Below are 12,887 nucleotides of genomic sequence, written 5' to 3'. Positions count from 1 at the left end.
TAGATTATCTTCCACACTTTAACTAAAATCTAAAATGAAAAGACTCGCAATTGTTAACCTGCTATTTTTCTTGGCAGTTTCCCTTTATGGTCAGAACCTTAAAAGCCCCGATGAATTTTTGGGCTACGAGTTGGGTACCCGTTTTACACCCAATTACAAGGTGGTAGACTACTTCGAATATGTAGCTTCTGAGCTATCGAATGTAACACATCATAAATACGGTGAGACTAATGAGCTAAGACCACTTGTTACTAACATGGTTTCTTCACAGGCCAACATAGACAACTGGGAGCAAATAAGAACAGACAATTTAAAGCGAGCTAAAATGATGGAAGGGAGCCCTTCCGGAAAGCAAGTAGGTATTGTTTGGTTGAGTTACAATGTGCATGGAAATGAGGCTAACTCTACCGAAACGGCTATGAAAACCCTGTATGAACTAGCCAGACCAAACAATTCTAAGGCAAAAGCTTGGTTGGAAAATACAGTGGTTATTTTAGATCCATGTGTTAACCCGGACGGAAGAGACAGATATTCTAACTGGATTAACCAAGTGGCAGGAACTACGCCAAACCCTCACCCAGAAGCGGCAGAGCACAATGAGCCATGGCCAGGTGGAAGGGCCAACCATTACCTTTTCGACCTAAACAGAGACTGGGCGTGGCAAAAGCAAACTGAGTCTGCGCAGCGAATGGAATACTACCATACCATTATGCCTCACATTCATGTAGATTTTCATGAGCAAGGTAGCAACAGCCCTTATTACTTTGCACCAGCAGCCGAGCCAATTCACGAACAAGTAACAGATTGGCAAAGAGAGTTTCAGGAAATTATTGGCAGAAACCATGCAAAGTATTTCGATGAAAATGGCTGGTTATTCTTCACCAAAGAAAGCTTCGATATCCTTTACCCTAGTTATGGCGACTCATACCCAATGTATAATGGTGCAATTGGTATGACATACGAGCAAGCCAGTTCAGACCTAGCCATTTTAACTGATGAAGGAGATACCCTAAAGCTTTCTGATGCCATTGCTCACCATTATACCACGGGTATGTCTACCGTAGAAATGGCCTCTGAGAACAATGAAAGAATGCTGAATGAGTTCGCTTCTTATTTCGACAAGGCGGTATCTAACCCAAAAGCAAAGTACAAGACTTACGTAGTGAAGGGTTCTAACCACCCAGATAAACTAAGAAAGCTAGAAGAGTTCCTTCAGATCAACCACATCAGGTACGGAAAGTCTTCTACTAAAAAGCCTATTTCTGCATTCAGCTATCAAGCTGGAGAAACAAAAAATGTTTCGGTTGAAGACAGCGATATCGTAATCTCTTCTTTTCAGCCTAAAGCAGTAATGGTGCAGGCGCTATTTGAGCCAGACACTTATGCTAGCATTACTAATACTTATGACATTACAGCTTGGGCGGTGCCTTATATGATGGGCTTAGATGCTTATGCTACTACAGAAAGACTTTCTGTTTCTGACGGAAAACCAAGCTACGCTGCTCCAGAAATGAATGTAGGTTCAAGACCAGCCGCCTATTTGGCCAAATGGGAAACCATGGAAGACGCCAAGTTCTTGGCAGAAATCCTTAAAGCTGGTATTAAACTGCGTTACTCTAACGATGAGTTTACTGTGAATGGTAATGATTATGGCAGAGGCACGCTTATCATTACTCGCAAAGGAAACATGCACTTGGGCAATCGTTTCGATAGTATTGTGAAAGAAGCTGCTACTAAGTTTGGCAGATCGCTGAATTCTACGCCAACTACTTTTGTAGACTCAGGTAAAGATTTTGGGTCTAATGGAGTGCCATTCTTAGAGGCGCCAAGAATTTTGGCTTTGAGAGGCGATGGTGTCTCTTCACTTGGCTTTGGTGAATTCTGGTACTACATGGAGCAAGAGCTGAACTACCCAATTACTATGGTAAATACCGATGATTTCGGGAGGGTAAATCTAGATGATTACGATGTAGTGGTTATGCCTTCTGGTTCTTACGGTTCTATGTTGAATGAAAGAGCAATGGAGGGTTTCAATTCATGGATAAGAAGTGGAGGAACCGTTTTAGCGATTGAAAGAGCAATGAATACGTTCATGGGCAAAGGTGGTTTCAGCCTGAAAAGATATGCTAGCGATGCAGAACAAAAGGCTGCTAGAAATCAGACTGACGAAGAAAAAGAGGCAGCAGCACTAACTCCTTATGCAGAAAGAGGCTCTAGATACGAGAGCTCTAGACTGCCAGGTGCCATCTTTAAACTGAAGGTAGACAATACGCATCCGTTGGGTTATGGGTATGATAATCACTATTTCACCATTAAGAATAACAGCTCTAGATATGCCTATTTGCCAAATGGCTGGAACGTAGGAATTATTGAGTCTGAAGGATCTTACATAACTGGTGTTGCCGGAGAAGATGCTAAGAAGAACTTGGCTAAGTCTATGGTATTTGGAGTAGACAATGTGGGTAGAGGTGCCGTAGTTTATATGGCCGATAACCCACTATTCCGTGCTTTCTGGGAAAATGGAAAACTCTTTGTGGCAAATGCACTGTTTTTTGTAGGGCAGTAGAAATAAGAAGTACAATTGCGAAAGGCTGCTGGTTCTACAAGGATTAGCAGCCTTTTTATTAGTGACAAAAGGAGTTAAAACTATGCACTTTAGTGCATTACGCTTTAGCTTCTAAAAAGCATACTGAAATTTACCATGTACGCCCCAATAATGCTCGGGGTTTGATTGACGTCAACCGTACATTCTCTAAGTCGGCCATTGAAAGCTAGTTTCAGTTGCTTCTAAAACTATGGTGCTTTCAGCCCATAGTGGTTTATTTAGCTATAGACTCTCTTTTACGTTGGCAAGATCGTCTAGTGCCAATAAAACTCGCTCTTTGAAAGGGTTAAAATCATGAGCTATGGAAAACCCTTTAGTAACCTTATCGTGCAGCATTTGTCTTTCTTTAATGAGGCTTTTAATACCTAAGTAGGTAATGCTTGGTTTGAGTTTGTGAAGCACTCTTCTTGCGGCTTCGTGGTCTTCCGTATTGCTAGCCTGTTCTAGCTTGTTTAAGTCTTGTGGTAAGTGCTCTAGAATGGTTTCAATAAGCTCTACAACAAACTCCATATTGTGCTGAGCAGACTCTTTCAAGCTGGTTAGGTCTACAGCTTCTAAAGGAGCTATTTCTGTAAGTTTGAGCATTTGCCTAACCTTAATGGCTAAGGTAGCAGGGTTCACAGGCTTTAAGAGGAAGTTCCAGTCTGTAAGCTCCTCTAGCATAGGATACCTTTCTTTGCTGTCACCAGATAGAAATACGATGGGTATGTTCTGGTTGATGCTTTCAGACTGTCTTAATCTGGTCAACACATTAATGCTTGTGTCATCTCCTAGGTTAATGTCCGAAATAAGAATGTCGTAATGCTTTCTTGCTAGTTCAGCTTTCAGCTGGCTGGCACTAGATACAAAATGGCCTTTGACCTTCCACTGGTTAGCGTGCTCCTTTAAAATAAGGGCGTTCATGGCGTCATCTTCTGCAAAAAGAAAGGAGAATTCGCTTAGGTCTGAATTGTCTTTCGTTGGCTGCTTTCCATTAATACTATAGGTGGCACGTTTTGAAGCTTTGCACTTCAATTCAAAAGACATAGAAGTGCCTTTACCTAGACTGCTTTCAATGCTCAGCTTGCTGCCCATTACTTCTATTAGCCTCTGAGCTATGCCCATGCCCAATCCGGTTCCGCCATACTCGTAATAGCTTTGCCCTTCTACCTGAGCATAAGGTTCTAGAATCTTCTGAATACTCTCGGCAGACATACCAATGCCAGTATCCTTAATGTCAAAGTTGAGTAAGAACTCGTTTTTGGCTGTGGCTTCGGCACTAATTTTTATGGTGATACCTCCCTTTTGGGTGAACTTAATGGCATTTCCTACAAGATTATAAAGCACTTGAGACAACCTAACAGGATCTGCCTCAATGTATTGAGGAAGCGTAGAGTCTATCTCTGCTTTCAGATAGATATTCCGTTGCTTAGAAGCCATTGTAAAGCCTCTAATTATAGAATTAACAACTTCTCTTAAATCGAAGGAGAATTTTTGTAACTCCAGTTTGCCTTCTTCAACCTTAGATAAATCTAGAATATCGTTGATAATGTGGTTGAGATGTTCTGAGGTTGCCTTTATAGAATGCAGGTAGTTTTCAGTTTCTGAAGAATCGGCTTCTTCTAGAAGCTTTACTAAGCCAGATATACTATTCAATGGCGTGCGCATTTCGTGGCTTACTTCTGCAAAAAAGCGCTTTTTGAATTTATGAACCCTCAACAGCTCTTCGTTTTTATAGCCTAAAAGCTGCTTTTCTGCTTCAAGATATTTCTGTCTGATCTCCAGTAGTTCTTCATTAATGGCAGCGTTATTTCTAGACTGCTGAACAGATGAAATATGTGCTCTTTCGTGAGATCTATCTATAATAAACCACTGTATTGTTTTAGTATCTATAAGTTGAAAGCTCATGCTAAAAAGAGCCTCCTTTTGCTCGTGCCACTCTACTAAGTCGAAGTGTAGTGGTTCTTCGGCCTCAAGGTTTTGTAAAACCTCCTGAATGCTCAACAGAAAATCGAACTGATTAAAGATGGGGTGCTCTGCTGAGGTTTGTAAAAGGGTGTCGCAGCTCTCGGTAACTTTTCCCTCAAGATCAAACAGCGTTACTTGGCAGCTTGAGCCTAGTTTCTGAAGTTTGATTTGGTCGAGGTTCTTACTCATTTGGTCATTTTTTGAGTAAGTTCTTCAAAAGCTTCGTTTACTAACTCACCGGTTTTAGCACTAGTAGCAATGGCGTTATAAGGTTGAATTTTGCTGAGCGTTTCGTTCAGTTCTTCAGTAGAAACTAGGTCCTTTTTATTGGCCATTACCAAAATGGGTAAGTCGGGCATTACCTCTTGTAGTGCCTTTATTTCTTGGTGCATGTTTTCATAGGTGGCAGGCCTGGTAATGTCGAATACGTAGAGCGCTCCATGTGCCCCCAGCCTGTAGCTCTTAGGAACTTTTTGTTGGGAGTTTTCGCCAGCAATGTCCCATATCAATAGGTTAACGATAACACCATCTACGGTCAATGTTTTCTTGTCTATCTTCACACCTATAGTGGTAATATATTCCTCAGAAAATTGGCTATGCACAAAGCGCTTAACCAAAGAGGTTTTACCAACTCCAAAGTGACCGATAAGGATTACTTTTTTATTCATTTAGGTCTTCAAAATCTTGAAAATACTCCGCTAGACCTTGCTCAATTACATCGGGCTGAACTTCTTCTTTGTCTGGGTGCTTTGCTTTGTTCAGTACTTTTTCAGAGAAGCTCAGCAGTTCATCATCAATTTTATCTTTAAAGGCTGCATTGAGCTTTCCAGTGCAAACCACTGCAATAAAGAAAGAATTAAAGCTTTTGATGATGATTTTGTAGTTCTGGTAATCGATGCTTTCCAACTCTTGGGCTTCTGTTTCAAAGGCGTCTTCCACAAAAGATTTTATGGCCGTAAGCATGCCTGCTACCATGTCTCTGTCTAGTCCTTCTTTTTTGGTGTAGCTGCCCATGAGCATGCCAGAGTTCTTTTCTATGACATGAATTTCTTCAATTTTAGGCTCTATGAGCTTAGAGAGCATCAGGTCTTTTTGTGGTGTACCTGAAATCCAGGCTTTGATTCTTATCTTCCAGCCCTCCCAACTAAAAGCCATCTCCATTTGAGCGTCTATCTGGTCAGAAAGCTTCTGTATTTCACTGGTGATATACTTTTTAATCATCCGACCTATAATCGGATAAAGCACCTCTACTACTTCGTCTTGAGACTCTTTAATCTGCTTTTTAATAGACTCGGTAATTTGAGGCCCAAAAAGTACTGGAAACTCCCGCTGAATTCTAGCTTCTTGGTCTTGTAGAATAGGGTTTACCCGTTCTTCGAGCTTTTCTCGGGTATTTAGCTCGCTGTCTAGTTGCTCGAGTTTTTGGGCAAGCTCTTTCCTATCTTCCCAATCTTGTTCGAGAAGTAATTTTCTAAGCTGCTGAAAGCCTAAGCCTTGCCCCATTTCTCAGACTATTCTGCTATTTGTTTGCCCATTTCTTGCAACAAAGTGCCTAAGAGCTTACGGTTGAGTTTTCTATCGTCTAAATCGGCAACAGACTCGTCCATATCGGCTCTTAATTGAGTGACTTTCTTGTTCATGTCACTTCTCAGGTCCTGAATTTCGTTGGTGAGAGAGTCTTTAGTTTGATTGATGAGTTTGTTGAGCGCATCTCTGGTTTCGTTCAACTCGGTTTCAATCTCAGTACGGGTCTTTTTAATCAGCGCTTTTATTTCGTTAAACTCTGAATCGTACTGTTGCATGTTTTCACCAAAAATGAGTTGCTTAACCGCTTCAATTTTTGGGTCACCAGACATACCAAGTGGGTTGGCTTGTTTAGCTTCTTCTTCTTTCTTTGCCATAGTATTTATTTCAAAAGTGCTTTTAATGTCGGTTCATCAACCTCTCCGCTAGGGTAAAGGTTGTTTTGTTTTTGAAAATCGATGAGTCTTTGTCTGGTCAGTACGTTAAAGATGCCATCTTCTGGAATACTGTCGCCCTTAGTGTTTAGCAACTTTTGTAGTTCCCAGACCTCAGCACCAGATAGACCAATATTGAGCCCAAGTAAATGACTGTGATTTTCTAGCGTTATCTCTTCTGGGCTTATGCCCATTTCCATTATTAATCTTACTTGTTCTTTACTGTAGCCAGCATTGCGAAGCTCTTGAGAACGGATAAGCTCGTTTTCGAGCATCTTTACGTTCGACTTAAGCCTGTTATAATAGTCTGTGGCTTGGGTAGACTCGTAATTTTCACGGTCCATCATAAGCACATCTATACCATCATTGAACCAAAGCGACCGGGCATAAGTGCCTACATCGAAGGCCAGTTTATAGTATTCCTGAAGAACTTCAGGTTTGTAAAAGTCTGTGTCTATTTCTGATGAAATGGGATAATCATAGTCTGAAGGTGGGTTAAACCTTCTGTCTTTCAAATATTGAACGGCTATGTATGATCCAATTCCGATGATTAAGACTATAGCTATGAGCCTTTTCATAATGGAGTCTTTTTTTCAAACTGCTATAAAAATAAAAGAATTTTGACAGCTTAATGTTTGAAGGTCTATCTATTGCTGTTTAGACATAAAAAAACCCCGATTCCAGAAATAGGAACCAGGGTTCTATATGAATTGAACTTAAGTTCTAGAAAGAATATTTGAACCCAAAGCCAAAGCTCATTCCAGGGCTAAATATTGTAAATGGTTGGTCGTTGGTTTCAAATCCTCTGTATACCTCTTCTCTCTTATCGTTAAGAATATTAGATACACTGAAGTTGAAAGACATGTTTCTTTCAGCACCAAAAGTTTTGTTCAGGTTGAAGTTTAAGCTGTGGAATTGCTCAGCATAAACATCTGGAAACAAACCGCCACCAACAATGAATAAGGTAGAACCTTTAACATTGTAGAATAAACCGGCATCTAAACCAGTTTCGAAGTTCTCGTAGCCAAGGCTTGCATTAATGATGTAAGGGGCTTGGCCAGCCATGTTACGTTTGTTGTCAATCTCTTCACCGTCTTTTTGGAAGGCTAATCTTGAGTTGTACTCGGTATCAGTCATGGTAATTCTAGACTCAACAATGGTTACGTTAGAACCAACGTAGAAATTAGAAAGAGCATCTGAAACGAAAGACAAGTCTTTCTTGAATTCAATTTCTGCTCCAAGCACCTCGCCATCACCTACGTTTCTAGGCTGATATTCAGTACTTGCTTGCTGCTCAGGAATTCTCACTAATTCGATAGGATCTTTGAAAGACTTGTAGAAAGCACTTACTGAAACAATTTCAGAACCAGGTAAGAATATCTCCCATCTAGCATCTAGGTTGTCAATTCTTGTAACTCCCAATTGACCGTCCCAATCGCCATACTGGAATAAACCACCATTGAAAATTCTATTGGTTAGTGGGTCTATAATTTGAGCGAATGAAAGCTCTTTAAAAGAAGGTCTGGCAATGGTTTTAGAGTAAGATAGTCTTACGTTTTGTTCTTCTGTAAGTGCATAAACAAGGTTTACACTTGGAAACAAATCGAAGTCATCGATTACCAATTCATCTTCTAGGTTGTTACCTGTGCCAAGCTGAGCATATTGCACATCTCTACCAGTGTGTCTCTGCTGATACTTTTCTCCTCTAAGACCTACAATGGCTTTGAGTTTTTCTGTAGGGTTCAATTCTGTCGAAACATATAAACCAAGGTTTCTACTGTTTGAATTGAACTCGTTTGAATTAGGTGTACTGTTAGCAGAGTTGTAATAGATAGTTCCATCAGGATAAAGGTTCTGATCTAGAAGAACTCTATTTGGGTCAATACCAAAATCTGGTTGAGCTCCGAAGAACTGAAGGTCATAGCTTAAGATTTCGTAATCTCTTTCTTTATAGATGTAGCTTGCTCCAAACTTGTACTTAGCGTCTCTACCAAAGGCTTGAGTATTGCGCGTAATATCGAATTTGCCTACTAAATTCACTTCTTCTAAGTATCTCCAAATTCTGCTTGGGTTTCCTCCCGCGCCAGCAGAGAATGTAGTGTCAGTATCGCTATAAGTAAAAGCTGTTTTTCTTACGTCTGGGTCTTCTATTTTAGAGAAGGTTGGAGATATTCTCCAATCAATATCCCACTCACCATCTTTTAAGTGGTGCTCACCATTTAATAGAACGTTGGTTAAGCCTCTCTGATTGAATTCAAGGTTATTTGAAAACGCTTTGTAACCAGATTGTCCGATGGCTTCACCATCGTTATCGATGTAAAATTGGCCAGCGCTATTGATGCCATTTTGAAGGTGCATACCCATTAGCTTGTACTTAGAGTTTTCAGTCTTGTACGCTAAACCAGCTAAGGCACCCACTAGCACATTTCTTTCGCTTTCTATACCGTTTTGAACAGTAGCATATCTCAATCCGCGGTCGCTGGCGTTCACTCTTTTTTGGTACTCTCCATAAGTTACATCGTCATAGAAAGTAGAGTTGCTCTTGTAACTAAGTGAGAAAATATATCCCAATTTATTAGCTCCTGCATCAAATTGGTTAGCAGAAGTAAATGAAAGGCTGTAATCCATGAAGCTAGTTTGTGGAGTAGCTCCTAAGGTTTTGTTAAAGCCTTTTAAGAAAGTGTTTACATCTCCGTTGCTGTCACCAGAAAGCGGGCTCGGAATGTTTTCTCTTCTAGCTCCATTAGGAAGTGCCCTATCTCCATTATCGAAACCTAAGAAGTCTGTAGAGCTAGTATTACCCATAATAAAGTCACTATTAAAGTGCATAGAAGGGTTATAAGTAACACTTAAAGAGAAGTCTAAAATTTTATCATCAGGTAGGTCTTTGGTTTCAATATTTACCACACCACCTGTAAAGTCTGCAGAAAGCTCCGCTACAGCCGTTTTGTACACCATCATGTTGTCAATAAGGCTGGTCGGGAAGATATCCATCTGAATACTGTTACGGTCTGGGTCAAGACCTGGGATATCTACATTATTAAGAATAGTCTTAGTATATCTGTCACCAAGACCACGAACGTAAACATATTTGCCACCTTCTACTGAAACACCTGTAATTCTTTTTACGGCATCAGAAGCGTTTGAATCTCCAATTTTCTCGAAGCTAGCAGCAGAAAGGCCATCAACTAAGTTAGAAGCCTTCATTTTAGTAATAGCAACAACCGCTTCAGAGCTTCTAATGGCTTCGGCAGTTACTACTACTTGTCCGAGCTCAGAAACAGCTTCTTTCATTACAATATTGTTGAATACCACTGGTTCTGCTTGCGTAACGGCTACACTATCGATAATGATTGTTTCAAAACCAGCAAAAGAAAACCTAACAGAGTATGTACCAACAGGAAGCTTAATCTCAAACTTTCCATCAAAGTCTGTAATAGCACCAGTTTGAGTACCTACTGCCATTACAGTAGCACCAATAAGTGTCTCACCCGTTCCTTCATCGTAAACGGTTCCTCTTATCACCCCTTGTTGGGCTACTGCTGGTGCAGCAGCCATTAGGAGTAAAAACAAAAAACTTAAGTAAAACTTGTTCATATAGTTAATCAATTAATTTCTCTCGAGTGTGTGATTTGTCTTATTGGAATGCTTTCAAAAAAATAGCTTGATCGCCACTAGGACGATCAAGCCAAATTTCATTTAATCTTTATTAGTTACCAGGCCACTCAGTTGAAGTAGAAGCCCAAGTCCAAGCGAATGCTGAAAGGTCAGCACCGACACCTGTACTAGGAGTTGAAGCTGCAGTGATTCCTGCAGGAACATTTCCTGAAACGTAATCTGCAAGTGAACTACCAGCAGGAATATCTAGCTCAATACCAGTGAAAGTGGTTAAGAAAGTTACATCTGTATCATCTGACTCAGTTCTGTTGATGTCTTGATCGGCAGAGATACCAGTAATGAAGATGTTAGATAAAGTTGCGTTAGTGTTGTTATCTACATTGATTAGATCTGTTGCCTTACGGTCACCAACGGTAGCTACAACTGTACCTTTAGTAATTGTATGGTTTCCATTAATGTAAGTACCTTCTGGTCCATCTAACTCAAAGCAATGAGCTTCTGCAGTATTTGGAGCAATAACTACGAAGTTTTCTAATTTTCCATTCCAAGCCTGATCAGTGTCAATACCGTCATCATTGATGTTCCACACAACTGCATTAGTTACGCTTACAGTACCACCGAAGAACTCAATTCCATCGTCTTGGTTGGCAACAACTTCTACGTTAGAGATAGTAGTTCCAGAACCAACACCACCAAGAGTTAAACCATTGATTTCGTTTCCAGAACCGATGTTTGAACCACCGTGTCTGATAGAGATGTAAGTGATAGTACCAGAGTTATCTTCGTCATCAGAACCACCGTAAAGGCCATTAGTATCTGAAGTAGGAATACCATCAATTTGAACTTCGCTAAGTTGAGCACCGCTCGTTTTGTTTTTAGTTGAGATTTTAGCTTTACCAAGGATGATAACACCACCCCAAAGACCGCTTACATCAGAAGCAAGGTTAGGGCTAGCAAAGTTACCAGCAGCAATATCTTCTGGAGAAATTTCGTCAGCAATTGAAGTGAAGATGATTGGCATTTCTGCCTCACCTGCAGCATTTAATGTACCACCTCTTGCTACAAGAAGAGCAGTAGCGTTAGCACCAGTACCTGCCTGACCTTTTACTACAACACCTTTTTCGATGTTCAAAACAGCACCATCCAATACAGTAATTCTACCTGCAAGAATGTATGTTTTTCCAGTCTCCCAAGTAACGGTACCTGTAATATTTGAAGAAACAGTTACAGTAGTAGCTTCTGCCTCTACAGTAAGTACAACTGTGATGTCGTCAGAGTTACCTTCTGCATCGTTAACAGTAAGTTCTACACTACCACCACCAGCAGTAGTTCCTTCGAACTCTACTATAATAGTTCCAGAAGTGTCGCCAGTATTTAAGTCAGTGATAACTTCTGCATTACCGTTGGTTCCAGTAGCTGTAGAGCTAGCAAACACACCAGGCACAGTAATATCAAATGAAAGTTGAATTTTTTCTCCTACTGTTACAGAAGAAGGGTTTGTAGCAACAGCAGCTATAGTTGGAGCAGCAGCAGATGGCGTAGGCTCGTCATCTGAACATGCAGCTACAACCAAAATAAGAGCCGCAGCTACAAATAGGTTGATTAAACGTTTAACAGAGTTTTTCATGTCTTTGATTAGGTTTAAAATTTGACACAAAAAAACCCGATTGCGCTCAGAAAGCGTTTACGCCTTTGTTAAGAATAGTTGTCATTCCGTTTATTAAAAAGTTAATTGTATTAACGGAATGTTAACTGCGGAATTAATGGTTGATAGGAATCTTTTTAAGCAGCTTTTCTATGATTTGCTCGGTAGAAATACCATCTGCTTCAGCCTCATAATTAAGGATAATTCTGTGGTTCAACACATCAGTGGCTATTTCCTTAATGTCTTCTGGTAATACGTAATCTCTCTGGTTAAAGAAGGCAATGGCTTTTGCAGCAAGGTTTAAGTTAATACTTGCTCTTGGAGAAGCTCCAAACTGCATATAGTAGGCTTCATCGTTTAAGCCATACTCTTTTGGGTTTCTGGTAGCAAAGATTAACTCTATTATATACTTCTCTAAAGATTCAGAAATAGACACTTGGTTTACCTCTTCTCTTATAGAGAATATATCTTCTTTAGTAAGGAGTGTTTCTAGTGATGGCTGAAAGTTCATGTTGGACATTCTACGCATTACCTCTAGCTCTTCTTGTTTAGAAGGATAGTCAACCTTTACTTTCAGCATAAATCTATCTATCTGTGCTTCTGGTAGGCTGTAAGTTCCTTCTTGATCTACCGGGTTTTGCGTTGCCAGTACAAGGAATGGTCTATCTAACTTATAGCTTGTTTCGCCAATGGTTACCGTTTTCTCCTGCATAGCCTCTAGCAATGCAGATTGCACTTTGGCAGGCGCACGGTTTACCTCATCGGCTAAAATTACGTTGGAGAAGATTGGTCCTTTCTTTACTTCAAACTCTGCCTTCTTTTGATTGTAAATCATTGTACCAATCAAATCGGCAGGTAAAAGGTCTGGAGTAAACTGAATTCTCTGAAAGTCTAAATGAAGTACATCGGCTAGTGTATTTACCGTTAGGGTTTTGGCAATACCCGGAACACCTTCTAATAAGATGTGCCCATTGGTGAATAAACCAACCATAAGTCTATTAACCATGTAGCTCTGGCCGACAACTATTTTGCCTACCTCTGCTGCTACTCTGTTGATTTTTTCCTGATGCTCTTTTTTAAGTTCTTGAGAAACTGCCTCTTCCATGATCTTATG

9 protein-coding genes are annotated in these 12,887 nt (G+C 40.3%); 1 reads left to right on the top strand and 8 read right to left on the bottom strand.

The annotated features are described in order from the left end of the window. The first annotated feature begins 34 nt into the window (after positions 1–34). Positions 35–2,566: a M14 family metallopeptidase gene (locus AWW68_RS03875; protein ID WP_068216776.1), complete on the top strand. Its 2,532-nt coding sequence runs from the start codon at positions 35–37 to the stop codon at positions 2,564–2,566. A 261-nt stretch (positions 2,567–2,827) separates the two neighbouring features. On the opposite strand, the gene AWW68_RS03870 is transcribed toward AWW68_RS03875, so the two are convergent. The 8 genes from AWW68_RS03870 to AWW68_RS03835 form a co-directional block, all read right to left on the bottom strand. Beyond that, a complete protein-coding gene (locus AWW68_RS03870; RefSeq protein WP_068216774.1) occupies positions 2,828–4,741 on the bottom strand; it encodes an ATP-binding response regulator in 1,914 nt (637 codons plus the stop codon). Beyond that, entirely contained in the window at positions 4,738–5,220 is a 483-nt protein-coding gene (locus tag AWW68_RS03865) for a Rab family GTPase (RefSeq protein ID WP_068216772.1), read from the bottom strand. The genes AWW68_RS03870 and AWW68_RS03865 overlap by 4 nt, the downstream gene beginning before the upstream one ends. After that, positions 5,213–6,055 (bottom strand): hypothetical protein, encoded by an 843-nt coding sequence (locus AWW68_RS03860; RefSeq protein ID WP_068216771.1) that lies wholly within the window; start codon positions 6,053–6,055, stop codon positions 5,213–5,215. The genes AWW68_RS03865 and AWW68_RS03860 overlap by 8 nt, the downstream gene beginning before the upstream one ends. An 8-nt stretch (positions 6,056–6,063) precedes the next feature. Next, positions 6,064–6,453: a hypothetical protein gene (locus tag AWW68_RS03855; protein WP_068216768.1), complete on the bottom strand. Its 390-nt coding sequence runs from the start codon at positions 6,451–6,453 to the stop codon at positions 6,064–6,066. A 5-nt stretch (positions 6,454–6,458) separates the two neighbouring features. Beyond that, complete coding sequence (locus AWW68_RS03850) at positions 6,459–7,088, bottom strand: peptidoglycan-binding domain-containing protein (RefSeq protein ID WP_068216766.1); 630 nt, start codon at positions 7,086–7,088, stop codon at positions 6,459–6,461. Positions 7,089–7,233: 145 nt separating this feature from the next. Beyond that, positions 7,234–10,107, bottom strand: coding sequence for a TonB-dependent receptor (locus AWW68_RS03845; protein WP_068216764.1), 2,874 nt, complete (start codon positions 10,105–10,107; stop codon positions 7,234–7,236). 112 nt (positions 10,108–10,219) lie between these two features. Further along, on the bottom strand, positions 10,220–11,755 hold the full coding sequence (locus tag AWW68_RS03840; protein WP_089082261.1) for a hypothetical protein: 1,536 nt from the start codon (positions 11,753–11,755) through the stop codon (positions 10,220–10,222). 133 nt (positions 11,756–11,888) lie between these two features. Continuing rightward, complete coding sequence (locus tag AWW68_RS03835) at positions 11,889–12,878, bottom strand: AAA family ATPase (protein ID WP_068216762.1); 990 nt, start codon at positions 12,876–12,878, stop codon at positions 11,889–11,891. Positions 12,879–12,887: the final 9 nt, after the last annotated feature.

This window comes from Roseivirga spongicola, assembly GCF_001592965.1.
GTDB classification, from domain to species: Bacteria; Bacteroidota; Bacteroidia; order Cytophagales; family Cyclobacteriaceae; genus Roseivirga; species Roseivirga spongicola.
Note: the sequence above shows the minus strand (reverse complement) of the source record. Positions and strands in the feature narration are given on the sequence as shown.